This is a genomic window from Marinobacter flavimaris (genome assembly GCF_045057155.1).
GTDB lineage: Bacteria > Pseudomonadota > Gammaproteobacteria > Pseudomonadales > Oleiphilaceae > Marinobacter > Marinobacter manganoxydans.
Genome location: NZ_CP171359.1, coordinates 462,033 through 486,217, shown reverse-complemented (window position 1 = coordinate 486,217; position 24,185 = coordinate 462,033). Strand labels below are relative to the sequence as shown.

Below are 24,185 nucleotides of genomic sequence, written 5' to 3'. Positions count from 1 at the left end.
GTAACGGTTAACACATTGGCCGGTCATTGTAGATTCTGCGGTCGGCTCTGTCGCGTTCAGCACGAAGATTTCTGGAGTCGCGCACATTGCGCGGGATTTTGTTAGGCAGTTCACAATTCCGCCGCCGCTCATTTTTCAGCCAGCCTTTCCGGAACTACACTTTATGTCCCAACCATAAAAACAATGCACGCAACGGACGCCAGCGTATGACCAATGATTCCGCAGAGCGCAGAATCAAGGATCGTTACCCCGCCTCCTGCCTGAAGGTCCAGCTCCGGGAGCGTAGCTTCCTTGGTCGTGGCAAACACCCCACGCCGGTTACCTGCCTGGACCTCAACCGGTACGGAATGGCAGTGCTATGCCCCCGACCAGTAGAGCCGGGCGCCCGTCTGTTCATGGATTTTGACGGCAAGTACATCAGCGAATCGCGGGTTTGTGCCCGGGTGGTGGAATGCCAGCCCTTCCAGACCGGCTATCGCGTCAGTGTCCAGTTCAGCTATTGCCTGGACAAGAAGGGCTATTCACGAACTGTCGACAATGCCCTGTCGCGGATTGAAGGCTTCTACAACCGGTTTGCCAGCTGAGCCAGGCCTTCGGAATCAAACCAGCCCGGCGTCAAGGCTGGCCGCAACATACATCCCCAGCTCCCGACACTGATCTTCAAACTCTTCCCGGTATTCACCCCGGCAGATCAAAGGCTCCTGGACCAGCTTCCAGCGTAGCCCGGTAGTAATGCTTTCTATTGCCCGCTTGGTGCCCGTGCCGTCATGGCCGGCGCGAATGTAATAGGCAAAAGGTAGCCCCTGGGTTTTCTCGAGGCAGGGATAGTAGCTGCGATCGAAGAAGTCTTTTAAAGCACCACTCATATACCCGAGATTCTCAGTGGTGCCCAGAATAATGGCGTCGCAGGCAAGAACGTCTTCGGGACCGGCATCCAACGGTGCCAGAACGGTTACTTCAACGTTTTCGATATCTTCATGGCGGGCACCCTCATCCACAGCTTCTCGTAGGCGGAGGGTGTTCGGGGAAGGCGCATGGGCAACAATCAAAAGTTTCTTCATGCCATCCATACGTCCTCCCTACATCAAGCTTAGAGCAGCTCGCCGTTGGCTTCTGCGGGCTCTTCTTTTGCGTCTTTCTTGGGTTCAGGCTTGGGCATCAACTTGTCCCGAACCTTGGCTTCGATCTCGTTGGCAATGTCCATGTTTTCTTCCAGGAACTTGCAGGCGTTGGCCTTGCCCTGACCGATCTTGTCGCCATTGTAGGCGTACCAGGCTCCGGACTTGTCGACAAAGCCTTCCTTGACGCCCATATCCAGCACTTCCGCCATGTGGTAAATGCCCTTACCGTACATAATCTGGAACTCGGCCTGCTTGAACGGCGGCGATACTTTGTTCTTGACCACTTTCACGCGGGTCTCGTTACCGACCACTTCGTCACCATCTTTCACGGCACCAATGCGGCGGATATCAAGGCGAACGGAGGAGTAGAATTTCAGCGCGTTACCACCGGTGGTGGTTTCGGGCGAGCCAAACATAACCCCGATTTTCATACGGATCTGGTTGATGAAAATCATCAGGCAGTTAGCGTGTTTGACATTACCAGTCAGCTTGCGAAGCGCCTGGGACATCAGTCGCGCCTGCAGACCCACGTGGCTGTCGCCCATTTCACCCTCGATTTCCGCTTTCGGGGTCAGGGCCGCCACGGAGTCCACGATGATCACGTCTACCGCATTGGAACGAACCAGCATGTCGGCAATTTCCAGGGCCTGCTCACCGGTATCCGGCTGGGACACCAGAAGGTCGTCCACATTGACGCCCAGCTTTTCGGCGTAAACCGGATCGAGCGCGTGCTCGGCATCCACGAATGCGCAGGTTTTACCGGCTTTCTGTGCTTCGGCAATTACCTGCAGGGTGAGCGTCGTCTTACCGGAACTTTCCGGACCGTAGATTTCGCAAATTCGACCGTATGGAAGACCGCCAATACCCAGGGCAACGTCCAGGCCAAGGGAACCGGTGGAGACCGCAGGAATGGCTTCGCGGGGCTGATCGCCCATTTTCATCACGGCGCCCTTGCCGAACTGGCGCTCAATCTGCCCAAGTGCTGCGCTCAATGCTTTCTTGCGGTTGTCTTCCATCAGTGCAAACCCTCTGTCGCCTGGGCCGCCACCCTCAGGAAAAGGCTGGCAGCGAAATAGTGAATCGGGAATCTGTACAGCTCGAACAGCCCATTCCCTGTATATTTGAACAGTATTAAAACATAACCCGCAGAGGAGACCAACCCCTCCGGATGTGAAAGCCGTCAGACTTCGTCCACAAAATTGTTAACCCCTTGAAGGGCAAAGAGAACGGCCTGCCTGCGAACCTGATCACGATCACCCTCAAAGTGTTTTACCACGGCCACGGTGGAGGCCGGGCTGCTACCCCAGGCAAACCAGACGGTGCCCACAGGCTTTTCCTCGCTGCCACCGCCGGGCCCGGCAACACCACTGATAGCCACGGCAACGTCAGCATCTGTCGCCACCAGGGCACCGGCAACCATTTCCCGCACCACCGGTTCGCTGACCGCACCGTGTTCATCCAGCGATTTCCGGGTTACGCCCAGAAGCCCCTGCTTGGCCTCATTGCTGTACGTGACAAGGCCACCCAGCACGTAGGCCGAAGAACCGGCACGATCGGTCAGTACCTTCGCAACCCAGCCGCCGGTGCAACTCTCCGCCGTCGCAACGGTACGGCCGGTTGTCAGCAGTCGTTCACCAAGGCGGTTGCCTGCCTCTTCCAATTCCTGATCGCTGGCCAGCATAATGACCTCCTTCGTTTCATCACGGCGGTTATTTTCTTACAATTCACGCCTTCATCCAAAGCAAGGCTACCGGACCCGTTCATGTCAGCAGCTCAGACCGATCTTTCCAAGCACACCCCAATGATGCAGCAGTACCTGAAGATCAAGGGCCAGCACCCCAATGAACTGGTTTTTTACCGCATGGGGGACTTTTACGAACTGTTCTACGAAGATGCCAAGAAAGCGGCCGAGCTGATGGATATTACCCTCACCGCCCGGGGCCAATCTGGCGGCAATCCGATCCCCATGGCCGGCATCCCCTATCACTCTTCTGAGGGCTACATTGCCCGGCTGGTTCGGGCAGGTCAATCCATCGCCATCTGCGAACAGATCGGAGATCCTGCCACCAGCAAGGGGCCGGTTGAGCGACAGGTGGTGCGGATCGTCACACCGGGAACCCTGAGCGACGACGCCTACCTGGAAGATCGCAGGGACAATCTGCTGGTGGCTATCTATAACCATCGGGAGCAGTTCGGTTTTGCTTCACTCGATATCTCCAGCGGCCGTTTTGCCGTTTCAGAACTGGAGAACCTGGAAGCCCTGCAGGGTGAACTTCAGCGACTGCGCCCGGCGGAAATTCTGATCAGCGAGGATTTTCCTTACGAGGAAGTTCTGGAGGGCTTTACCGGAATTCGACGCCAGGGTCCCTGGCTGTTCGAATCCGATACCGCACGCCGTGTGATCACCCAGCAGCTGCAGGTGCGAGACCTGACCGGATTCGGCTGCGAAGACCTGAACCTGGCGGTCTGTGCCGCCGGCTGTCTGCTGCAGTACGCCAAGGAAACCCAGCGCACCGCCCTGCCCCATATTCGCAAGCTGACCCGCGAGCGTCGTGATGAAGCGGTCATTCTGGATGCCGCCAGCCGCCGCAACCTGGAGATCGACACCAACCTGATGGGCGGCCACCAGTACACACTGGCCTGGGTGATGGACCGTACCGCTACCTCCATGGGCGGACGGGAGCTTCGGCGCTGGCTGAACCGCCCGCTTCGGGACGTGAACATCGTCCGTCAGCGCCAGCAGGCCGTTTCGGCGCTCCTCGACGGATTTCACTACGAGCCTGTGCACGATCTGTTGAAAACCGTGGGCGACATTGAACGGGTACTGGCCCGAGTCGCCCTTCGGTCAGCGCGCCCTCGAGACCTGGCAAGGCTTCGGGATGCCTTCCAGGCACTGCCAGATCTGCAGGAAACCCTGAAACCGGTTAACTCCCACCATGTCGTCAAGCTGGCAACCATCATTGGTGAATACCCGGAACTGGCGGATCTGCTGGAGCGCTCCATTATCGACAACCCTCCGGTTGTGATCCGTGAGGGCGGTGTCATCCGGGAAGGCTTCGACGAGGAGCTGGACGAGCTGCGCAACATCAGCGAGAACGCCGGCCAGTATCTGTTGGACGTGGAAACCCGGGAACGGGACCGCACAGGCATCAGCACCCTGAAGGTGGGTTACAACCGGGTCCACGGCTATTACATCGAAATCAGCCGGGCCCAGTCGGACCAGGCGCCGGTGGATTACATTCGCCGACAGACCCTGAAGAATGCCGAGCGGTTCATTACGCCAGAGCTGAAAGAATTTGAAGACAAGGCCCTGAGCGCCAAGAGCCGGGCACTGGCCCGTGAGAAAGGCCTGTACGATGAGGTCCTGGAAACTGTGGCCGGGCAACTGGCACCATTGCAGGATGCAGCACAGGCGCTGGCCGAGCTGGACGTACTGAGCAATTTCGCCGAGCGCGCCACCTCCCTGCGTTTTTCGGCGCCGGAATTCAGCGAATCCCCCGGTTTCGACATCGAGGAAGGCCGCCACCCGGTGGTTGAACAATTGCTGGATGAGCCTTTCGTACCCAACGATCTGTTGATGGATACCCAGCGCCGCATGCTGGTGATCACCGGCCCGAACATGGGCGGTAAATCCACCTACATGCGCCAGGCCGCGCTGATCGCCCTGCTGGCTTACACCGGCAGTTTTGTGCCAGCCAACCGGGCGGTAATCGGCCCCGTGGACCGGATTTTCACCCGGATGGGCTCCTCCGACGACATCGCCGGCGGCCGGTCCACCTTCATGGTGGAAATGACCGAAACCGCCAACATCCTGCACAACGCCACCGAGCACAGCCTGGTGCTGATGGACGAGGTGGGCCGGGGCACCAGCACCTTTGATGGCCTGTCACTGGCCTGGGCCACCGCCGAGCACCTGGCCCGGGAAATCCGTTGCTACACCCTGTTTGCCACCCACTATTTCGAGCTCACCCATCTGGCCGATGAGTTGCAGCATGCCGTCAACGTGCATCTGACAGCCACCGAGCACGATGACAGCATCGTATTCCTGCACAACGTGCATGATGGCCCGGCGAGCCAGAGCTATGGGCTCCAGGTAGCCAAGCTGGCCGGCGTGCCCCAGGATGTGATCCGAAATGCCAAAACCCAGCTTTCCAATCTGGAAGGCTCTGCCTCTCCAAAGGCGCCGGCAGACATGGGCGGCGAACCGCAAAAAGACACACCCCGCACCAAACCGGCAACGCAGGTCAGCGAACCGGTTTACCAGGGCGATATGTTCGCCAGCATGGAGCCCAGTGCCGTGGAAGACGCGCTTAAAGAGCTGGATCTGGATGGGCTGACACCCCGCGATGCCATGAACCAGCTCTACGAACTGAAGGCGCTGATGAAGAAATAGCGCAAAATTGATCTGTGTAATAAGGTTATAGCAGCCCAATGCTTGCGGCTGTGCGGGTCGCTCCCTACAATATCGCGCACCAAAATATAACGGTGGCGCCCGAAGGCGCTCCTGATGAGACTGACCGACCACTGGACCAGGGATCTGACTATGGCGTTTATCGTTACTGATAACTGCATCAAGTGTAAATATACGGACTGCGTGGAAGTCTGCCCGGTAGACTGCTTCTACGAAGGCCCAAACTTTCTGGTAATCGACCCGGACGAATGTATCGACTGCGCCCTGTGCGAGCCAGAGTGCCCGGCCGAAGCCATTTTCTCGGAAGACGAGCTGCCGGCCGATCAGGTCCAGTTTGTGGAGCTGAATGCCGATCTGGCCGCCAAATGGCCGAACATCACCGAAAAGAAAGATCCACTGCCAGACGCTGAAGAATGGGATGGCAAGCCGAACAAGCTTCAGTATCTGGAAAAGTAAGCATCCGGAACTGGAACAAAAAAGGGAAGCCGAGGCTTCCCTTTTTCTTTGCCTGAAGTTCCGTGATTGCGTCAGGTGCTGGCCAGCTTGGCGCCCATGGCCACGAAAAACCCTCCCGTCAGGCCGTTCAGCGTTCGCTTCACACGCGCGTTTACACCAAGACTCCGAAACGTCACCACCACCCAGGCCAGACCACACTGCCAGAGCATTGCCAGCAGAAAATGCACACCGGCCAGCATCAGCGACTGCTGAAAGGCGTTGCCTGCCGGATCCACAAACTGTGGCAGCAAAGCCATGTAGAACAGGGCGGTTTTGGGATTAAGAACGTTGGACAGCAGGCCCTCACGAAACGACACCGCCAAGCCCACCTTCCGGCGGGCAACCGTTACGTCCTTTGCCGCAGGCGCGTCACCCCGGCGAAGGGCCTGGCGCAACGAACCGATGCCGAGCCAGACCAGGTAGCAAGCGCCGGCCCACTTCAATGCAGAAAATGCCCAGGCGGTTTCCACCAACAGGAGGGAGATGCCCAGCGCCGAGAGCGTGGCATGAATGAACAGGCCGCTACAGATTCCGACACTGGTCACGCACCCATCCCGCAAACCGCCCCGGCCGGTATTACGCATCACCAGCAGCGTATCCACACCGGGCGTGATGGTGAGCAATGTAATGGCAACCAGATAGGCCCAGAACAGATCCGATATCAACGTCATGCCCTCTCAAAATCCTGAACGAAACCTTCCCCGGGGCCCTTCCGACAATCTCAGACTCAGGCCTCCTGCTGGAGAATCTTACGCGCAGCGGCGGACTTGTAAAATGGCGCAAGCCGCCGACGAATCACGGCCTCAACATAGCCCTCTTCACGCAACACGTCTATAACCGGAATTGCGTAAGCATCTATCTCCGCCATAACAACCTCACGGCTTACCCCCATATCGCCCAGCAGGTCTGTAAGCGGGCGCTCGCCATATTTGTCGAACAGGTGGGAAACCACGGCCCGGGCACAGTTCTCAAAGTATCCGGTCTTGCGAAACTGCAGCCAGAACTCATAGCCAAGCACCACAAACTCCTGCAGCTGCACGTCTCCGAGCCCCTCGTGAAGCTCGGCAATGGTGCGATCCTCCAAAGACACCCAGGCGGCCATCACACTGTCGCGCAGCTCCTCATCAGACAGGGCACTGTGCAGGAATTGCTCACTGCGGCTGATCAAACCGGGCAGGCTGTCAGACAACCAGGCTTTCAGTCGACGCTCAAAGGTTTCATCCAGCCCCGGCACCGCCCGGTTGGCCATCCGCTTGCCAAATTTCATCATCGAACCAACGCCCGGCACAGACTTGGTGATCAGGTTATCCTCGTACAGGTAGTTCACCAGGCCGTGGTACACCACATTGGACACCAGCTCCTGATAGACCGGGTGCGCCATGATCTCGCTGATCACCCGTTCACGTTGCTGCCGGAGCTCCAGAGCTTCCTCCAGAAAGCCCGTGGCCTGTTCGCGGGTGATGATCTCGCCCAGGGTGGTCTTTGACTGCACATCGGCATTGAGCACCTCGGTGGCCATCTCCGCAGCCAGTTCCGGAATGCCTGCATCCAGTTCCATGTCCATAACGATACGCTGGATAACGCCCATCACCTGCTCTTCCGAGGTTATCCGGCCAAGGGTTATCTCGCCGGCATAATGCCAGAGCTCATCGAGCTCCTGCTCCAGGAACTTGCGCAGCTTTGCGCCCTTTAGCGAAGCCAGCTCATGTTTCACATGCTGCTCAAGCAGTTGGTTGGCGAGATCCGTTTTGCCTTTGGTCATGGCGTCAGTTGTCCTGTTGAAGAAATGAAACACACAGGCCAGAGGCTAACACGAACGAAACGCTGGCAGGTTTGCCAAAACTACAGGTGGAGAGGCGCGGCCGGGCCAGTATGATTCAGTCACGCACTCTGAGAAGGAGTTACTGAAAATCGTTGAAGGTGTGGGGTTCCGCAGCAAGTGCGAGGCAAAGACTGCCGGGGCCAACGTAGATGCTGCTGGTAATCCCCATCTGGGAGAGCAGCAGTTCCACACCATTGCGTTCGCAAGCATCGCGCAGTCGGTTGAGCCCGGGCAAATCCTCGATCTCCGTCCAGGTAAGACCACAGGACAGGCTTACATAGGGTGTCAGAAGCCCGGCTTCGACACGGGCAGCGGCATAGTTCATCACCTTTTCCACGGCCACGTCGAAACTCCGGGTTTTGGCCGCAGGCTGGCCCTCGGCCCCCTGCCCGAAGATAACCGGCGTAATGTTCAGTGCTTTGCCCAGGAAGGCAACCAGCGCCGACACACTCTTGTCACCACGACGCCGTGCCCGTTCACGGATGTAGTGCAGATCCCTCGGAATGACGCAGGTGTAGATCTTGTCGCTGAAGGTTTCCACCTCATGGCGCAGGGCATTCTTGGACACATTCTGGCCGATCAGCTTGAGCGTGTGGGCTGCCAGCAGGCCCTGGCCGGCAAAAATCTGTTTACTGTCGATCACACGCATAAAGAACCGGCCATCACGACCGGCGGCCTCCCGCGCACCTTCGTAATTCGCCAGGACACTGTTCATAGCCTCGGTGGCATTCTGGAAAATCAGGCTTCGGGATTTCGTGACCGTCTCGCAGATAGCAATATCGAACTGGGTGACGATCTTCTCCATGAACAGATCGTGTATCTGCTCTGCGGTGAAGGCGCGGGTTTCCGCCTGATGTCCTTTCTGCAACAGGCCGCTCTGATAGAACTCCTGGGTCCGAACCGGATCATGCTTGTCTATGTAGGTCTGGCCATCGATTACAGCGGTTACCGGCAGCACGAACAGGTCGTGCTTGCGGCTGAACTCATAGGGTAAGTCGCACGCAGAATCGACGATCAAACCAACTCGCATGGTGGGCCTCCAGCTCCGGGTAGCTTCTCGAACGGAAGCCCCCTTTATTGTCGTTATTCTTTGTGCCGCACAGTTTTACACACCGCGATCAGAATTTCAGCAACCCGGCCCTATCGTGCTGCCGATGTCATATCCAGCTCACGGAGATTCTGCTCGAGCAGTTCGCGGTTATCCTGCTGCCAGGGGTGAAAGCCTTTACGGAAATACGCCAGGAATTCCGGCAGACACTTGCGGAGCACTCCGGGCTTGCCCCAGAGAAAATTAAACCCGCCAACCCAGGTGCGCAGGCTCCAGAGTTTGCCATCGGCCTTCAGCAGGCTACAGGTATTCAAAAAGGTGTACTTGAAGAAATTCCAGGTAACAAAGAGGAAGACGATCCGGCGAAGCTGTTCATTGCCGACACATTCCCGGTAAACATCAAAGGCGACGGATTTGTGTTCGGTTTCCTCAATCGCATGCCATCTCCAGAGCTTTGCCATGGTCGGCGTGGCGCCTTCCATCCACTCCGGGTGGCTCAGGATGGCATTGGCCAGGACGGCGGTGTAGTGCTCGGCGCCACAGGTACCTGCCAGTTGGCGGCTTGGTGGCAGTTTACCCACCCACTCCATATGCTTGCGGAACCGTTGGTCCAGGGCATCAATATCGTAGCCCCGGGCCTTCAGGGCCTCGTTGTAATCCTTGTGCTCCCTGCTGTGCAGGGCTTCCTGGCCAATAAATCCGCGGATCTCCGCTTTAAGCTTTGGATCCTCGATCTTGTCCCGATAGAGCCTTACGGCATTGATAAACTGCTGCTCGCCATCGGGAAATTGCAGGGAAAGGGCGTTGAAGAACGCGGTCCGGAAAGCATCGTTGCCATGCCAGAGCGTTTTCAGATCCTCGCTGACATCGAACCGCAGATGTCTCGGCTCAACGGACACCCCCTCGGGCGTGGAGCTGATGGTCATGACTGCCTCCTGTTTTTGTAGTGTTGTTATCAGTATTGAACAGCGGACAAAATTTCATCAGTTCTGGCAGTTTAAACCCGGAAACCGCGCGGAAGGAATACTTCAGGAGGAAAAATTAGACAAATTGTCACGAAATGACATTCTGTCAACGCCCATGCTCAGGGAAACATTCAGGCATAAAAAAGGGAGGCACGAGGCCTCCCAAGGACACACAGGGGGTCAACGCCTTCCGGTGCAGAGCCGGAAGACGCAGGTTTAGTGCTCTTCCGCGGCTTTCACGCCCGGCGCTTCCGGGTCGGCGGTAAAGCCAAGCAATTTGGTACGTTCAATCAGGAAATAGAGGACGGCGCCGGTGGCCAGGCCCCAGCCAGCGCCATAGACGGCCAGAACAACACCCATGGTGCCGGCAATGCCACGCTCGGTGTTATTCTCCAGCTGCTCCAGCCCTACCATCAGGCAGATATAGCCGGTCAGCAGCAGTGTCAGTGACAGGGCAATCGGCAGCACCGGTTGGAAGAAGCTCACCAGCGGCAGAACGAAAAGGGCAATAAAACCCGTAATCCAGAAAGTACCGCCGCCACTGTAGATGGAGTCCATGGCGTTACGACCGTACTTGTAGCGCTCGGCCATGGTGGCAGTGACAGCCGTCCAGATCGGGCCCGCCAGCCCCGGATAGGGTGCGAAGAACGCGTGGCCACCATTGCGGATAGCGGTTACCAGATGCACCCGGTCGATGCTGTTATCGATATCTTCGTCTTTGCGCAGATGATCAACGCGGTTCATCAATGACTGGCCGACCACGATATCGCCGAAGGCAATCACGTAGGCGATCACCGCCGTGGGAATGGCGTACAGGAAGACGTTGGCATCCGGGAATCCGACGGCGAACGGCAGGTAGTTCCACAGCTCATCAAACGCGGGTTTGGTGATGCCCCACTCCACATTGGGCACCTCGTATTCGCCAGTTGCAAAGCCAACCAGGATCGCAACCACCATACCCGGCACCATGCCGTAGTTGGCAATCTTGCGGGCGATTGAATTGCTTTCCACAAAACCTTTGAACGATACCGAGAACATCAGGTAGAGGCACACCAGGCCACCGATGATCAGGGAGATCGGCGTGTTGGCGAGACGGCCGCCTGCCTCAATCTCACCCATCAGGGCGGCGATACCGGCACCGATGATAATCCCGCCTTTCATGGAACGGGGAATCAGCTCCACCAGTTTGCTGCCCAGGCGTGTAATACCCAGAACCAGGAAGATAATGAACACCAGGAACTGCAGCGCGAACAGCGCCTGAATCGCCTCGGGGCCCGGCTCGTAGTCGCTCAGGAACAGCAGAACCACAGGAATCCCTGGCGTAATCCAGCCCGGCACCAGGGGAACACCCAGCAGTGCCGGCAGCATGAAACCGATGCCACAGATCACCACGTAAGCCAGAGCCACGTCGTAGGGCACACCCAGGTATTTCTCAAGAAGGGGAATCATGGCCAGGCTGACCACGAACATGATCAGAGCCTGCACCATCTCCGCGAACTCCCAGCGGTAATGAACGAACGGCAGACGAACCTTGAAGGGACCGGCCGGCCAGAACGGCTGCTCTTCCCCGTTCTTTCGGTGAAACATTTGCATAAAAAGGTCTCCGGGCTCACGCGGCGCGTGTGCCTGACAGCGTTGTTTTTTCTGGTTTAATTCGGCTGCGCCGGGGCCGGCGCAGCCGATCGGGGAATCAGTCCAGTTCTTTGGCCTGATCCCTCAGCACGAACTTCTGGATCTTACCCGTGGAGGTTTTGGGCAGCTCCGAGAAGACGATGGTCTTGGGTACCTTGAACCGGGCCAGGTGCTCGCGGCAGAAGTTGATGATGTCTTCCTCGCTGACTTGACCGGCTTCCGGCTTCAGGGTCACAAAGGCGCAGGGGGTTTCGCCCCACTTTTCGTCCGGCCGGGCAACCACAGCTGCCTCAAGCACAGCCGGGTGGCGGTACAGGGTATCCTCAACCTCAATGGTGGAAATGTTCTCACCACCGGAGATGATAATGTCCTTCAGCCGGTCCTTGATCTCCATGTAGCCGTCTTCGTGCCATACCGCCAGGTCCCCGGTGTGGAACCAGCCACCCCGGAAGGCCTCTTCGGTGGCTTTGGGGTTCTTCAGATAGCCCTTCATCACCGTATTGCCGCGCAGGAAAATCTCACCGATGGTTTTGCCGTCTTTGGGCACTGGCTCCATGGTGTTCGGGTCGCCGACCATCGTGCCTGCCAGAGTGTGATAACGAACGCCCTGACGGGCCTTTTTCCGGGCACGATCATGCAGTGGCAGCGCATCCCACTCGGATTTCCAGGCACAAACGGTTACCGGGCCATAGACTTCGGTCAGACCGTAAACGTGAGTCACCTGGATGCCCATTTCCTCGATGGCACCAATGACCTGGGCGGGGGGTGCCGCGCCTGCTGTCATGGACTTCACGTCGTGATCAATGCCGGCCTTGGCGGATTCCGGCACGTTCAGCAATGCGTTAAGCACAATCGGGGCGCCACACATGTGGGTAACCTGATGATCCCGGATCAGCTGCAGAATCTTCTCGGGATCAACCCGGCGCAGGCAGACGTGAGTGCCGGCCATGGCGGTGATGGTCCAGGGGAAACACCAACCGTTGCAATGGAACATCGGCAAGGTCCACAGGTACACCGGGTGCATGTCCATGGACCAGACTGTCTGGTTGCCGATGGCATTGATGTAGGCGCCACGGTGATGATAGACCACACCTTTTGGATTGCCGGTAGTGCCGGAGGTGTAGTTCAGAGAGATCGCATCCCACTCGTTCTCCGGGAAGCTCCACTGGAATACCGGATCCCCTTCCTGAAGGAACGCCTCGTAGTCCAGATCGCTGACCTGAACACCCTCGCCATACTCGGGATCGTCCACATCGATCACCAGCGGCTTGGTGTCCAGCCGGCTGACGGCGTCCCTGATCACCTCACCGAACTCCCGGTCGGCAATCACAACCTTGGCCTCACCGTGATCCAGCATGAAGGCGATGGCCTCAGCGTCCAGGCGAACGTTCAGGGTGTTCAGCACCCCGCCAATCATGGGCACCCCGAAATGGGCTTCCACCATCGCGGGAATATTCGGAAGCATGACGGCAACGGTATCACCGCGTCCGATGCCGCGCCCTTTGAGGGCTGATGCCAGACGGCGGCAACGTTCGTAGGTCTGCGCCCAGTTGTAACGGATGGCCCCGTGAATGACGGCGGGATACTCCGGGTAAACCGTGGCGGTACGTTCGATGAAATCAACGGGAGATTGGACGGCGTAGTTGGCGTCGACGGGCGCCAGGCCTTGATCAAATATCGAGGTCATTGCGTGGTCCTCTTGAGTACTGTTGTTCTTATGGCGTATTCAGGAATATCGCTAAACTAGCTATACTTCGGGCTGGTCAGAATAGTATTGGATAGCAAAAACACTAGAAACTATACCAACGTATTATAGTTAATTTACTATAACGATAAGCCATGAACGATTTTTCCACTCCAAGTGTATTTAGTTTGCATGACGCCGACCCGCAACCCGGTTTGATCCTGGATGCGACAGGCAGCGTTCTGGAGGGCAACCTGGCCAGCCATCATCTTTGCCAGAACGCCAACCTGACCTCGCTGTTCCATCTGCTGCCGGTCAACGTTCAGGCGCTTGTGAAGTCGTCCCTGGAGCAGGAACGATCGATCGAGAATGTGGAAGCCAGAATTCCGGCAGACACCACCGAGCGTTTCCTGGTGTGGACGTTCGTCCCCGATATCGGGAGCTCGACGGTTCTGGCGCGGGCCAGAGACGCTACAGACGAAACCATCAACCGGGAAGAAGCGACCCGCTCCAACCGTCTTTACCGGCTGATTACCGAGAACACCACCGACCTCATTTCCCGCCATGCCCCGGACGGACGGTTTATCGATGCCACGCCCGCATCCTGGCGGCTGCTGGGCTACTGGCCGGAAGAACTGAGGGGTAAGCCCCTGGAAGAAATTTTCCGGGGCGATCAGGTGGTTCAGAAGCTGGCTGAAACCCGCAACCAGCTACGGGACGACGGCTACGCCACCATGACTCTGGAGATTATTCACCGGGACGGTTCCCGCCGCTGGTTCGAGATTGCCAGCAGGGCCATTCGGGAAACCTACACTGGCGCTGTGATTGAGGTCATCAGCGTATCCCGGGATATCACCGCCCGGGTAGAGTCCGAGGAGAACAACCGCAGGCTGGCCGACGAACTCGCCCACACCGCCAGGCTCGCCACTCTGGGGGAGCTTGCCTCAAGCATTGCCCACGAGATGAACCAGCCATTGGCCACCATCGTGAACTTTGCCAGCGCCAGCCAGCGCTATCTCAAAGGCGCCCGAACCAATCCCGAATGCCTCGATCGAGTGGACGACGGCCTCCAGAAGATTGTTCACCACGCCAACCGGGCCTCGGAGGTCATCAAACGTTTGCGAGCTTTCCTGCGCAAGGGCCAGAAGCGGACCGCACCAATCGCACTGAACGAAGTCGTCAGCAATGTCGCCCGTCTTTGCCAATGGGAGGCCGAGAAAAACAAGGTGCAGATCCGAGAGAATCTGGCCTGTTGTGCGCCCGTCATCACCGCCGACCCGGTGCTGCTGGAACAGGTGCTGATCAATCTGATCCGCAACGGTATCGAAGCCACGGTTGAGGCTCGCGGTGAGGACAACCCGGGCCCACACTCGCAGATCGCCATAACGACCTGCATCAACGATCAGAACGAAACCCTGATTGAGGTCATCGACGAAGGCCCGGGGCTCGACGCGCAGGGCATTCGCCAGATGTTCCAGCCGTTCTATACCAGCAAGCCCCAGGGGCTTGGCCTGGGGCTCTCGATGAGCCGTTCGATTATCGAAGGCTTTGGAGGCTTCCTGGACGCCAGGCCGGCAGCAACGGGCGGACTCTCCCTGATCTGCCGTTTCCCGGCCAGCCCGGGCCACAAGAACAGAACCTCGAACACGGAGATGCAGCCAGATGAGTGATCAAGCGACACCGGAAGCCACCACCGTCTATGTGGTTGACGACGACGCCGGCATGCTGGAATCCACCCAGTGGTTGCTGGAATCGGTCGGGTTGAACGTGGAAGCCTACAGCGACGGCCGGAAATTCCTGGATGCGGTTGGCAACAAGAAAGCGGGCTGCGTGGTTCTGGATGTGCGGATGCCCGGGCTGGGCGGCCTGAACGTTCAGGAGGAGCTTCAGAAGCGGGGGCTGGACCTGCCGATCATCTTTGTCTCCGGGCACGCCGACGTTCCCATTGTGGTGAGGGCGTTCAAGTCCGGGGCCTTCGATTTCATCGAGAAGCCGTTCAACGAACAGTTGCTGCTGGACAGCGTTCAACAGGCCCTTCAGGAACACCAACAATCCGGCACACAGCTGCAGGGCGATGAGGCAACCGACGCCCTGCTGGCCACCCTCACCCGGCGCGAACGGGATGTGTTTCTGCCACTGGCCCAGGGCTACACCAGCCGGGAAATCGCCGAGCAGTTGGATGTCAGCGTGAAGACGATTGATCTGTACCGGGCCCGGGTGATGAAACGCCTGGGCGCCGATCGCCTGCCGGATGTTACCGGCACAGCCATTGCCACCGGGCTGCTCGACCCGCTGGACCTGCGCAGGGAAAAGAACTGAACGGCAAGAACGACTCGGTACGGCACCCCCAGGCGCGTTATCATCAGTCGAAACCGCCCATCAGGAGAACAGCCATGACCTACCCCATTTACCAGGTTGATGCTTTTACCAGCAAGATTTTCGGTGGCAACCCGGCCGCGGTCATGCCGCTGGAAAGCTGGCTTCCGGACGAAACCATGCTCTCGCTTGCCATTGAGAACAACCTCTCCGAAACCGCCTTCTTCGTGCAGCTGCCTGAGGGGGACGAAGCCGATTTCCACATTCGCTGGTTCACTCCGGGCATCGAAGTACCCTTGTGTGGCCACGCCACTTTGGCCAGCGCCTGGGTCATCTTCAACAAACTTGGCTGGGACAAAGATCAGATTCGCATTCGCTCCAAAAGCGGCCCACTCTCCGTCCGGCAGGCCGATGATGGCTGGCTGGTATTGGATTTCCCGAATCTGGCTTTCGAGGAACAGAGCACGCCGGCACTGATTCGGGAAGCCCTGGATAACGCGCCTGATGCTTCGTTTTTTGTTCCAAACGACACCAATTACATGGTGGTTCTGAGGGATGAGGACGCCGTGCGATCTGCTCAACCGGATCTGCGCAAACTCAAGCAAATCGGCAATCAGGGGCTGATCATCACCGCACCTGGCGAAGACTGCGATTTCGTCAGCCGCTATTTCGCTCCGGGCGCCGGTATTGATGAAGACCCGGTTACCGGCTCCATTCACAGCGTGCTCGTGCCCTACTGGTCAGAAAAACTGGGCAAGACACGGCTCGACGCCCGGCAGGTTTCAGCCCGGGGCGGCGTGCTGCACTGCGAGTTGAAGGGGGATCGGGTCGACATCGCCGGCCAGGCTGCATTCTTCATGGAAGGCTCCGTCTACCTGCCCTGAGACTGGTATACTGCCCGCCGTTTTCTTTCCAACGGCGGGCAGTATGACGGCAGTTTCAGCATCACAGTACGACGTAATCATCCTCGGCGCCGGCGCGGCGGGCCTGATGTGTGCGGCAACCGCCGGCTATCGCGGCCGCAGGGTGCTGGTGCTGGACCACGCCAACAAGCCAGGCAAGAAAATCCTCATGTCCGGCGGCGGCCGCTGCAACTTCACCAACCTGAACAGCACGCCCGCCAACTTCCTGTCGGACAACCCGCACTACTGCATTTCCGCACTCAAGCGCTACACGCCCCAGGATTTTCTGGAACTGGTAGACCGGCACGGCATTGAGCATGAGGAAAAAGCCCCTGGCCAGTTGTTCTGCAAGGACAGCGCCAAGGATATCCTCAACATGCTGCTGACCGAATGCGAGTGGGCAGGAGCAGAAGTGAGAATGAAAACAACGGTCGACCGCATTACCGAAATCGACAGCGGCTACCGCCTGAGCGTCGGCTCCGGCGATCTCACCTGTGAATCCCTGGTGATCGCCACCGGTGGCCTGTCGATTCCCACCATGGGCGCCACCGCATTCGGTTACCGGGTAGCCGAGCAGTTCGGGCTGGACATACTTCCCACCCGCGCGGGCCTGGTACCCTTTACCCTGCAGCCGGAATTGAAAGACCAGCTCGCGCCTTTGTCCGGTGTCAGTTGTCCCGTTGACGTGCAGTGCCATGACCAGCACTTCCGGGAACCGATGCTGGTCACCCATCGCGGGCTCAGTGGCCCGGCGATGCTCCAGATTTCCAGTTTCTGGGAGCCGGGCGACAGCCTGGCCATCGATCTGCTGCCGGCCTGCCGCATCAAGGATGACCTGCTGAACCTCCGGAAAACCCGCCCGCAGTCAACCATTGCAAACTACCTGACCCAGCACCTGCCAAAACGGTTTGCCCAGGCCTTCAACGAACTGCAGGGCTGGACCGGTCCCTTGCAGGGCTACAAGAACAGCGATATTGAGCAGGTTGCCGATGTCCTCGGCCATTGGTCGATCAAGCCGGCGGGAACCGAGGGCTACCGCACGGCAGAGGTTACCCTGGGGGGTGTGGATACACGCCAGCTCTCCTCCAAAACCATGGCGGTGCTGGAGAAGCCAAACCTGTATTTCATCGGTGAGGTGGTGGACGTGACCGGCCACCTCGGCGGCCATAATTTCCAGTGGGCCTGGGCTTCGGGTGTGGCGGCCGGCAACAGCGCCTGAGGGCACATCCGACTGCCCAAAGCGACCGTCGAACTGGTAAGCTGAGTTCATGTATTGGCATGACCGGAGAACACACAAGATAGGGGGAACGGATGCTCCAGACCCACAGTGACACCACAACCAGCAATGCCCTCGTTGTCGAAGGTGGCGCCATGCGCGGCATCTTCGCCGCCGGCGTACTCGATGCCTTTCTCGAAAAGCGGCATCAGCCTTTCACGGAAGCCTGGGGCGTCTCCGCGGGCTCAACCAATCTCATCGGCTACCTCTGCGGCCATCACGGCCGAAATCATCGAGTAATCACCGACCACGCCTGTCGGCCGGAATTCATCAACTGGGGGCGTTTCTTCCAGGGCGGGCATTTGTGCGATGTTCACTGGCTCTGGCATCAGTCTTACCAGGAAGTACCACTCGATCTGGAACGCTACCTGTCTGGCACCACCAAACTCTGGGTGGCAACCACGTCGGTGGTGACCGGTGAGGCCCGGTATTTTCCGGTCGACGACCAGAACATCCACAACGTGCTCACCGCCTCCTGCTCCATTCCCCTGGCCTACCGTGATTATCCAAGAGTGGAGGACGAGCCCATGAGTGATGGCGGAATTGCCGATTCCATTCCGGTTGCGGAGGCCTATCGCCGGGGAGCCCGGGATATCACGGTGGTGCTTTCCCGACCGCTGGGCTATGAGAAGAAGCCGTTGGCGTTTCCGGCGCTCACCAAGCGGATGTTCCGGGAGCAACCGGGGCTCGCCGAGGCCATAATCCGGCGGGGCGAAAGATACAACGAGACACTGGAATTCATTCGAAATCCGCCGGAGGACTGCCGGCTCCGGATTATCGCGCCACCGGAGGATTTTCCGGTAAGCCGGTTGACCACGGATCTGAACAAGCTGGATCTGGGGTATCAGCAAGGCCACCGCGCGGCGATGGCCTATCTGGCCGAATTGGCCCAGGAAGTAACCTAGCGAAGCACCACCAGGGGCTTTTTGGCGGTTTTCAGCATCGTGGTGGTTGTACTGCCCACCAGGAACTGACGGATGCGGGAGTGCCCATAGGCGCCCATCACCAGGATGTCGATGTCGTGTTCTTCCTGGTAGGCGTGCAACGCGGGTTCCACATCCCCGGCCCGGATCGCCAGAGTGATCTCGGATTCCAGACCTGCCAGCATTTTCTCGGCTTTCCTGAGCTGCTCCCAGCGGTCGTTGGTGTCCGGTCCAACCATCACCAGATGCAACGGCATGCCTTTCAGAACCGGGCTGCCAGCCAGCAATTCCACGCCCTTGAACGCCGTAGCGCTGCCATCGAAGGCCAGCATGGCGCTGCGGGGCTGGGTATAGTCGTCCGGCACCAGGAGAATCGGGCGGTGCATGCTGCGAATCACCGTCTCCAACTGACTGCCGATGTGGGTGTCACGCTCGGAACTGCTTTCACCGTGCAGCCCCATGACCAGCAGGCGGGTCTGATTCTCCAGCGCCAGCAGAGACTCGGTCAGGTCACCATGGCGCTGACGCTGCACCACGTCATTGATACCGGATTCGCTGACCCGCTTTGCCGCTTCGTCCAGCATGTGGTGGCCGTGTTCCAGGGCCAGCTTGGCGCGCTTGCGGTCCAGCTCTGCCAGGTCTTCGAGCAGCTGTTCACGGCTGCCCAGACCAATGTTGCCAGCCAGATCCGGCTCCGCCGGATAACGTTCCTTGTCCAGCACGTGCAGCAGCATCATGGGCGTTTCCATGTGCTTGCTGGCCCAGGCTGCGTAATCGCAAACCGCCGGCGCCGCCTGGGAGCCATCAATACAGGCAACTACTCGTAACATCTCAACCTCGCCTTCATGATCCTTGTGATTGTTATTCTGACTGCGATCGCTGTTGGATTCCTTGGTCTGTGTCATGTCAGTGCCCCATCAGCTGGTCAACGGCGTCCGGCTTGTCGTGCACGCCAAAGCGGTCAACAATCGTGGCACTGGCTTCATTCAGCCCGATAACCTCAACTTCCGCGCCTTCCCGGCGGAACTTGATGACCGCCTTGTCCAGGGCACCGACTGCGGTGATATCCCAGAAATGGGCCCGGCTCAGATCAATGACCACATTATCGACTGCTTCCTTGAAATCAAAGGATTCCGTGAATTTTTCCGAGGAACTGAAAAACACCTGGCCCACCACTGTGTAGGTGCGGGTATCGCTTGCTTCATCCAGCTCAGAGGTCACCAGCATGTAATGGCCAACTTTGTTGGCAAAAAACAGGGCCGCCAGCAGAACGCCGGCCAGAACGCCGAACGCCAGGTTATGGGTGGCAACCACCACAATCACCGTAACAACCATCACGATGTTGGTTGAAAGCGGATGTTCCCGCAGGTTCTTGATCGAGCCCCAACTGAAGGTACCAATCGACACCATGATCATCACAGCAACGAGGGCCGCCATGGGGATCTGGACCAGCCACTTGTCCAGCACCAACACCATAATCAGCAGGAACACACCGGCAGTCAGTGTCGACAGCCGGGTACGGCCGCCGGATTTGATATTGATAATGGACTGCCCGATCATCGCGCAGCCCGCCATACCACCAAGCAGGCCGGAGCCGATGTTGGCAATGCCCTGACCCTTGCACTCACGGTTGCGGTCACTGGTGGTGTCGGTCAGGTCATCGACGATGGTTGCGGTCATCATCGATTCCAGCAGCCCCACAACAGCCAGCCCCACGGAGTACGGCAGGATGATCATCAGGGTTTCCAGGTTCAGGGGCACATCCGGCCACAGGAAGATCGGCAGAGTATCGGGCAATTCGCCCATATCACCGACCGTGCGGATGTCGAGGTTCAGGTACATGGCAACGCCGGTCAGAACCACAATGCACACCAGAGGTGAAGGCAGGATCTTGCCGATCCGGGGCAGCAGCGGGAACAGGTAGATGATGCCGAGGCCGGCCGCCGTCATGGCGTAGACATGCCAGGTAACATTCGTCAGTTCGGGCAGCTGCGCCATAAAAATAAGGATGGCCAGGGCGTTTACAAAACCGGTTACCACCGAGCGCGAGACGAACCGCATCAGGCCGCCGAGCTTAAGGTAGCCAGCGGCAATCTGAAGAACACCGGTCAGCAGCGTCGCAGCAAGGAGATACTCGAGACCATGCTCTTTAACCAGTGTCACCATCAACAGGGCCATGGCGCCAGTGGCTGCCGAAATCATGCCGGGACGGCCACCCACGAAGGCAATGATCACCGCAATACAAAAAGAGGCGTAAAGACCCACTTTGGGATCGACACCGGCAATGATCGAGAAGGCAATGGCCTCCGGGATCAGTGCCAGCGCCACGACGATACCGGCGAGCACATCGCCACGAATGTTCGAAAGCCAGTTGGCTTTTAGGGAATTCACCATAATGTCGGGTTTCCGGATTGCTGTGGAGATAAAAAAACTGAGATAAAACCGTCGATTGCACCCAACCTATCTCACGTTGGCTACAGGGATATGTCTCAGGGGATTAAACCAGAGGAAGAGGAAGCTGAGCGCTAGGGCGGAAGGATCGTCACGGTTTCAGTTTGCTGCACGGTTGATGAAAATCAGGTAACTGCGAATTTCAGGGTCGCGAAGCTTACCAGACCCCTAACGGGAAAGTAAGGCGGTTACGGGAATCTTCTTAGAGGTGTAACGACCGGTTGCACCTGCTGCTATCATCAACATATTCAATTATTAACAGGAGCCTACGCCCTCCCATGGATGATCTTGCTTCCCAGTTTCTGGCCGGAAACCAGACCACTCTCGACCTCGCCGTTGCGCTTTTGCTTGGCGCCATCATTGGCCTGGAGCGGGGATGGGATGCCCGGGAACAGAAATCCGGCGAGCGAATTGCCGGCATCCGCACCTTTGCCCTGGTAGGCCTGCTTGGCGGTATTTCCGCGGTATTGGCACAGGAAATCACGGAATGGGCGTTTCCCGTGCTTCTGGTCAGTGTCGTGGCCATGGCCATCGTGGCCTACAGCGAGCGCCTTGAGCATATCCGTAATTTCAGCATCACCGGTATGGTTGGCATGGTGCTGACCTTCTGCTTCGGTGCGGTGGCGGTGGCAGTGGACCCGGTCATCGCCACGGCCGCAGCGGTGGTAACCGCAATCATTCTGGACAACAAGGAAGAAATCCACGGTTGGGTCAACAAGCTGAAGGAACATGAACTGGATGCCGCTCTCAAGCTGCTGCTGATTTCCGTGGTCATGCTGCCGTTGCTGCCAAACGAAAAGATGGGGCCTGGCGGGGTTCTGAATCCCCGGGAAATCTGGTGGATGGTGGTGATGATCGCCTCCATTTCCTTTGTCGGCTATTTCGCCATAAGGGTCGCCGGTACCCGCAAAGGCATCCTGTTTACCAGCCTATTCGCCGGGTTGAGCTCGTCCACTGCCCTCACGCTGCACTTCGCCCGCCAGGCCTCGAAAACTCCGCAGCTCAACGCCCAGTTCGCCACCGGTATCCTGATTGCCTGCGGCACCATGTTCCCCCGTATCCTGGTTTATTGCCTGGTGATCAATCCCGATCTGTTGCCCAGTCTGATCTGGCCCGTGCTGGTGATGACCGCCCTGCTCTACGGGCCCGCGCTCTTTATCTGGCGGAAAAATGACCGAGAGCTTCAGGTAAGCCAACCAACCCTTAACCAGAACCCGCTGGATTTGACCTCTGCCCTGGTTTTTGGCGCGTTGCTCACAGCCATCCTGCTTATGGGCGAGTTCCTCGGCAACTGGCTAGGTGATGCGGGCATCTATTTCCTGGCAGCCACCTCCGGCATCGCGGATGTGGACGCAATTACCCTCTCCCTGACCCGCATGTCCAACAACAGCCTGGCCATGGGAACAGCAGTCATAGGCATTGTGATCGCCGCTGCCACCAACAACCTCGTGAAATCGGCGCTGGCCGGGTTTGTCGGCAATCGCCAGATCGGGCTGCTGGTCGGGGGGCCGATGGTGCTCTCTCTGGCAGCCGGGCTTCTGGTCGCCTGGCTGCAGTAATCCCTTACCTGGCCCGACGGAACGTCAGATTGTAACGATACCCGCCCGTTAGCGGGTGCTCCCCGGCTTTGAGGGTCAGCACGCCGTGATAACGCATCCGGGCCGGGCCGCCCCAGACCACAACGTCACCATGGGCAAGTGGCACGCGGATGGGGCGTTCGCTGCGTTTGAGACCACCAAACTGGAACACCATCGGCAGGCCCAGAGAAACCGACACGATGGGCTGCGTGAAGTCCTGCTCGTCCTTGTCCTGATGCAGCCCCATTCTTGCCCCGGGCTGGTATCGATTGATCAGACAGGCGTCCGGTTCAAATCCCTCAAAACCAGCGGTTTCGGCGGCGCTTCTGGCCAGTTCCCGGAAAGCCGCAGGCATGGCGGGCCAAGGCCGGCCGGATTCCGGATCCTCCGCCTGATACCGGTAACCCCTGCTATCGGTAACCCAGCCAAGATCCCCGCAGCAGCTCATGGCCGCAGACATGGCATGGCCACCAGGGGTCTTCATGTGTCTGAACGGCGCTTCTGAGGTAACCGTTTCAATGCTGGCCATGAGTGATTCGGCGTTCGGGAGCGCGAACTGCCGCAGCACCACCGCGCCATCCATCAGAGGCTCGACTGTCTGTTCCGGTGGCAGGTTAGAAAACAGGTCTTGGGTCATGACTACTGCCCCCTCATAAATGATTTAATCTAATAGCTTACGTGGCTTTTTCACAGGTCGATGAAAGCCTGTTCATGAAGCCGGGCTGAAAAACACGTATATTCTATGGGCTGATTCATTCCTGTTAAGGACTTATTAATGCTGTTTGCAATCATAATTGGCGGTCTGATTGGCTACGCCTTTGGCAAATTCCCGGGCTTTCTCATAGGTGCGGCGATTGGCGCCTTTCTCTTGAACCTTCTCAAGCGCCGCCTGATTGGCAAGCTCCAGAGCATTCAGTCCGGTTTTATTGAATCGGTTTTTGCTGTGATGGGTGCCCTCTGCAAGGCAGATGGCGTGGTATCCAGGGATGAAATTCAGATGGCCGAAGCCATGTTCGTTCGCTTCCGCCTGAATGAAGAACAGAAAGCCAAGGCAAAAACCGCCTTCAACCGTGGTAAAGAGCCGGATTTCGACCTGGATGCCGAGCTTAACCAGTTCCTCCAGGCCAGCGGACGCCAACCCGCGTTTCTCCAGATGTTCCTGCAGGTTCAGGTATCGGCCGTGGCTGCAGACGGCAAGGTGCACCCGGCCGAACACGAAATGCTGGTAAAAATCGCCCGTGGGCTGGGGCTACCGGAGAGCCAGGTGGACCAGCTGGAAGCCATGCTCCGAGGAGCCCACACCAACCGGGCCGGTGCGGGCCAGCCCTCCTCCGCTGATCAGATCAGCGATGCCTACAAGGTTCTTGGGGTATCGCCTTCCGCCAGTGATGATGAACTCAAGAAGGCCTACCGTAAGCTGATGAGCGAGAACCACCCGGATAAACTTGCCGGCCGGGGATTGCCCGAGAGCATGCGGGAGATGGCAGAGGAACGCACCCGCGAAATCAGTCATGCCTACGATGTGATCAAGGAAGCCCGGAAAAAATCTGCGTAAAGCCCTC

22 protein-coding genes are annotated in these 24,185 nt (G+C 58.3%); 10 read left to right on the top strand and 12 right to left on the bottom strand.

Annotated elements, in window-relative coordinates; translation table 11 throughout:
* Nucleotides 1-206: 206 nt before the first annotated feature.
* On the top strand, nucleotides 207-584 hold the full coding sequence (locus ACGK9W_RS02465; RefSeq protein WP_008170530.1) for a PilZ domain-containing protein: 378 nt from the start codon (nucleotides 207-209) through the stop codon (nucleotides 582-584).
* A 15-nt stretch (nucleotides 585-599) separates the two neighbouring features.
* Here the strand turns inward: ACGK9W_RS02465 and ACGK9W_RS02460 are convergent, their stop codons facing one another.
* From ACGK9W_RS02460 to pncC, 3 genes are all read right to left on the bottom strand, one after another.
* The gene (locus tag ACGK9W_RS02460) at nucleotides 600-1,070 is read right to left on the bottom strand and encodes a flavodoxin family protein (protein ID WP_008170531.1); all 471 of its coding nucleotides are present in this window, start codon (nucleotides 1,068-1,070) and stop codon (nucleotides 600-602) included.
* A 20-nt stretch (nucleotides 1,071-1,090) separates the two neighbouring features.
* The gene (gene recA, locus ACGK9W_RS02455; protein WP_008170534.1) at nucleotides 1,091-2,137 is read right to left on the bottom strand and encodes a recombinase RecA; all 1,047 of its coding nucleotides are present in this window, start codon (nucleotides 2,135-2,137) and stop codon (nucleotides 1,091-1,093) included.
* Nucleotides 2,138-2,301: 164 nt separating this feature from the next.
* Nucleotides 2,302-2,802 carry a nicotinamide-nucleotide amidase gene (gene pncC, locus ACGK9W_RS02450; protein ID WP_062785224.1) on the bottom strand — a complete coding sequence of 167 codons (501 nt, stop codon included), beginning with the start codon at nucleotides 2,800-2,802 and terminating at the stop codon, nucleotides 2,302-2,304.
* An 81-nt stretch (nucleotides 2,803-2,883) separates the two neighbouring features.
* Between pncC and mutS the strand changes: the two genes are divergently transcribed.
* Nucleotides 2,884-5,514 (top strand): DNA mismatch repair protein MutS, encoded by a 2,631-nt coding sequence (mutS, locus tag ACGK9W_RS02445; RefSeq protein WP_405418967.1) that lies wholly within the window; start codon nucleotides 2,884-2,886, stop codon nucleotides 5,512-5,514.
* A gap of 150 nt (nucleotides 5,515-5,664) precedes the next feature.
* The gene (gene fdxA / locus ACGK9W_RS02440) at nucleotides 5,665-5,988 is read left to right on the top strand and encodes a ferredoxin FdxA (RefSeq protein ID WP_008170541.1); all 324 of its coding nucleotides are present in this window, start codon (nucleotides 5,665-5,667) and stop codon (nucleotides 5,986-5,988) included.
* Nucleotides 5,989-6,059: 71 nt separating this feature from the next.
* On the opposite strand, the gene ACGK9W_RS02435 is transcribed toward fdxA, so the two are convergent.
* From ACGK9W_RS02435 to ACGK9W_RS02410, 6 genes are all read right to left on the bottom strand, one after another.
* On the bottom strand, nucleotides 6,060-6,698 hold the full coding sequence (locus tag ACGK9W_RS02435; protein WP_014576519.1) for a LysE family translocator: 639 nt from the start codon (nucleotides 6,696-6,698) through the stop codon (nucleotides 6,060-6,062).
* A 56-nt stretch (nucleotides 6,699-6,754) separates the two neighbouring features.
* Nucleotides 6,755-7,789, bottom strand: a complete 1,035-nt coding sequence (locus ACGK9W_RS02430) for a hypothetical protein (RefSeq protein WP_286804053.1) — start codon at nucleotides 7,787-7,789, stop codon at nucleotides 6,755-6,757.
* Nucleotides 7,790-7,928: 139 nt separating this feature from the next.
* Nucleotides 7,929-8,879 carry a DegV family protein gene (locus ACGK9W_RS02425; protein ID WP_008170544.1) on the bottom strand — a complete coding sequence of 317 codons (951 nt, stop codon included), beginning with the start codon at nucleotides 8,877-8,879 and terminating at the stop codon, nucleotides 7,929-7,931.
* A 110-nt stretch (nucleotides 8,880-8,989) separates the two neighbouring features.
* Entirely contained in the window at nucleotides 8,990-9,823 is an 834-nt protein-coding gene (locus ACGK9W_RS02420) for a metal-dependent hydrolase (protein ID WP_008170545.1), read from the bottom strand.
* A 255-nt stretch (nucleotides 9,824-10,078) separates the two neighbouring features.
* Nucleotides 10,079-11,455 carry a solute carrier family 23 protein gene (locus ACGK9W_RS02415; RefSeq protein ID WP_041645090.1) on the bottom strand — a complete coding sequence of 459 codons (1,377 nt, stop codon included), beginning with the start codon at nucleotides 11,453-11,455 and terminating at the stop codon, nucleotides 10,079-10,081.
* Nucleotides 11,456-11,552: 97 nt separating this feature from the next.
* Nucleotides 11,553-13,181 carry an acyl-CoA synthetase gene (locus ACGK9W_RS02410; RefSeq protein ID WP_405418963.1) on the bottom strand — a complete coding sequence of 543 codons (1,629 nt, stop codon included), beginning with the start codon at nucleotides 13,179-13,181 and terminating at the stop codon, nucleotides 11,553-11,555.
* Between the two features lie 152 nt (nucleotides 13,182-13,333).
* Between ACGK9W_RS02410 and ACGK9W_RS02405 the strand changes: the two genes are divergently transcribed.
* From ACGK9W_RS02405 to ACGK9W_RS02385, 5 genes are all read left to right on the top strand, one after another.
* Nucleotides 13,334-14,848: a PAS domain S-box protein gene (locus ACGK9W_RS02405; protein WP_405418961.1), complete on the top strand. Its 1,515-nt coding sequence runs from the start codon at nucleotides 13,334-13,336 to the stop codon at nucleotides 14,846-14,848.
* On the top strand, nucleotides 14,841-15,497 hold the full coding sequence (locus tag ACGK9W_RS02400; protein ID WP_288367294.1) for a response regulator transcription factor: 657 nt from the start codon (nucleotides 14,841-14,843) through the stop codon (nucleotides 15,495-15,497). Before ACGK9W_RS02405 ends, ACGK9W_RS02400 begins: the two co-directional genes overlap by 8 nt.
* 74 nt (nucleotides 15,498-15,571) lie before the next feature.
* Entirely contained in the window at nucleotides 15,572-16,378 is an 807-nt protein-coding gene (locus tag ACGK9W_RS02395) for a PhzF family phenazine biosynthesis protein (RefSeq protein ID WP_008170555.1), read from the top strand.
* Between the two features lie 43 nt (nucleotides 16,379-16,421).
* Entirely contained in the window at nucleotides 16,422-17,615 is a 1,194-nt protein-coding gene (locus tag ACGK9W_RS02390; RefSeq protein ID WP_008170557.1) for an NAD(P)/FAD-dependent oxidoreductase, read from the top strand.
* A gap of 92 nt (nucleotides 17,616-17,707) precedes the next feature.
* Entirely contained in the window at nucleotides 17,708-18,577 is an 870-nt protein-coding gene (locus ACGK9W_RS02385) for a patatin family protein (protein ID WP_008170559.1), read from the top strand.
* Here ACGK9W_RS02385 and ACGK9W_RS02380 read toward each other — a convergent pair.
* Nucleotides 18,574-19,500 carry a universal stress protein gene (locus ACGK9W_RS02380; RefSeq protein ID WP_405418958.1) on the bottom strand — a complete coding sequence of 309 codons (927 nt, stop codon included), beginning with the start codon at nucleotides 19,498-19,500 and terminating at the stop codon, nucleotides 18,574-18,576. The genes ACGK9W_RS02385 and ACGK9W_RS02380 overlap by 4 nt on opposite strands.
* A 1-nt stretch (nucleotide 19,501) precedes the next feature.
* Nucleotides 19,502-20,989 carry a SulP family inorganic anion transporter gene (locus ACGK9W_RS02375; RefSeq protein ID WP_053114765.1) on the bottom strand — a complete coding sequence of 496 codons (1,488 nt, stop codon included), beginning with the start codon at nucleotides 20,987-20,989 and terminating at the stop codon, nucleotides 19,502-19,504.
* Between the two features lie 335 nt (nucleotides 20,990-21,324).
* Here ACGK9W_RS02375 and ACGK9W_RS02370 point away from each other — a divergent pair, with 335 nt between their 5' ends.
* Nucleotides 21,325-22,605 (top strand): MgtC/SapB family protein, encoded by a 1,281-nt coding sequence (locus tag ACGK9W_RS02370; protein ID WP_053114764.1) that lies wholly within the window; start codon nucleotides 21,325-21,327, stop codon nucleotides 22,603-22,605.
* 4 nt (nucleotides 22,606-22,609) lie between these two features.
* On the opposite strand, the gene alkB is transcribed toward ACGK9W_RS02370, so the two are convergent.
* The gene (gene alkB, locus ACGK9W_RS02365; RefSeq protein WP_273017253.1) at nucleotides 22,610-23,260 is read right to left on the bottom strand and encodes a DNA oxidative demethylase AlkB; all 651 of its coding nucleotides are present in this window, start codon (nucleotides 23,258-23,260) and stop codon (nucleotides 22,610-22,612) included.
* A gap of 138 nt (nucleotides 23,261-23,398) precedes the next feature.
* Between alkB and djlA the strand changes: the two genes are divergently transcribed.
* A complete protein-coding gene (djlA, locus tag ACGK9W_RS02360) occupies nucleotides 23,399-24,178 on the top strand; it encodes a co-chaperone DjlA (RefSeq protein ID WP_273017254.1) in 780 nt (259 codons plus the stop codon).
* The last annotated feature ends 7 nt before the right edge of the window (nucleotides 24,179-24,185 follow it).

Excerpts from the sequence above, each read along its gene's own strand:
- ACGK9W_RS02465 (WP_008170530.1), top strand. The coding sequence starts at position 207 with ATGACCAATGATTCCGCAGAGCGCAGAATCAAGGATCGTTACCCCGCC.
- ACGK9W_RS02460 (WP_008170531.1), bottom strand. The coding sequence starts at position 1,070 with ATGGATGGCATGAAGAAACTTTTGATTGTTGCCCATGCGCCTTCCCCG.
- recA (WP_008170534.1), bottom strand. The coding sequence starts at position 2,137 with ATGGAAGACAACCGCAAGAAAGCATTGAGCGCAGCACTTGGGCAGATT.
- pncC (WP_062785224.1), bottom strand. The coding sequence starts at position 2,802 with ATGCTGGCCAGCGATCAGGAATTGGAAGAGGCAGGCAACCGCCTTGGT.
- mutS (WP_405418967.1), top strand. The coding sequence starts at position 2,884 with ATGTCAGCAGCTCAGACCGATCTTTCCAAGCACACCCCAATGATGCAG.
- fdxA (WP_008170541.1), top strand. The coding sequence starts at position 5,665 with ATGGCGTTTATCGTTACTGATAACTGCATCAAGTGTAAATATACGGAC.
- ACGK9W_RS02435 (WP_014576519.1), bottom strand. The coding sequence starts at position 6,698 with ATGACGTTGATATCGGATCTGTTCTGGGCCTATCTGGTTGCCATTACA.
- ACGK9W_RS02430 (WP_286804053.1), bottom strand. The coding sequence starts at position 7,789 with ATGACCAAAGGCAAAACGGATCTCGCCAACCAACTGCTTGAGCAGCAT.
- ACGK9W_RS02425 (WP_008170544.1), bottom strand. The coding sequence starts at position 8,879 with ATGCGAGTTGGTTTGATCGTCGATTCTGCGTGCGACTTACCCTATGAG.
- ACGK9W_RS02420 (WP_008170545.1), bottom strand. The coding sequence starts at position 9,823 with ATGACCATCAGCTCCACGCCCGAGGGGGTGTCCGTTGAGCCGAGACAT.
- ACGK9W_RS02415 (WP_041645090.1), bottom strand. The coding sequence starts at position 11,455 with ATGCAAATGTTTCACCGAAAGAACGGGGAAGAGCAGCCGTTCTGGCCG.
- ACGK9W_RS02410 (WP_405418963.1), bottom strand. The coding sequence starts at position 13,181 with ATGACCTCGATATTTGATCAAGGCCTGGCGCCCGTCGACGCCAACTAC.
- ACGK9W_RS02405 (WP_405418961.1), top strand. The coding sequence starts at position 13,334 with ATGAACGATTTTTCCACTCCAAGTGTATTTAGTTTGCATGACGCCGAC.
- ACGK9W_RS02400 (WP_288367294.1), top strand. The coding sequence starts at position 14,841 with ATGAGTGATCAAGCGACACCGGAAGCCACCACCGTCTATGTGGTTGAC.
- ACGK9W_RS02395 (WP_008170555.1), top strand. The coding sequence starts at position 15,572 with ATGACCTACCCCATTTACCAGGTTGATGCTTTTACCAGCAAGATTTTC.
- ACGK9W_RS02390 (WP_008170557.1), top strand. The coding sequence starts at position 16,422 with ATGACGGCAGTTTCAGCATCACAGTACGACGTAATCATCCTCGGCGCC.
- ACGK9W_RS02385 (WP_008170559.1), top strand. The coding sequence starts at position 17,708 with ATGCTCCAGACCCACAGTGACACCACAACCAGCAATGCCCTCGTTGTC.
- ACGK9W_RS02380 (WP_405418958.1), bottom strand. The coding sequence starts at position 19,500 with ATGACACAGACCAAGGAATCCAACAGCGATCGCAGTCAGAATAACAAT.
- ACGK9W_RS02375 (WP_053114765.1), bottom strand. The coding sequence starts at position 20,989 with ATGGTGAATTCCCTAAAAGCCAACTGGCTTTCGAACATTCGTGGCGAT.
- ACGK9W_RS02370 (WP_053114764.1), top strand. The coding sequence starts at position 21,325 with ATGGATGATCTTGCTTCCCAGTTTCTGGCCGGAAACCAGACCACTCTC.
- alkB (WP_273017253.1), bottom strand. The coding sequence starts at position 23,260 with ATGACCCAAGACCTGTTTTCTAACCTGCCACCGGAACAGACAGTCGAG.
- djlA (WP_273017254.1), top strand. The coding sequence starts at position 23,399 with ATGCTGTTTGCAATCATAATTGGCGGTCTGATTGGCTACGCCTTTGGC.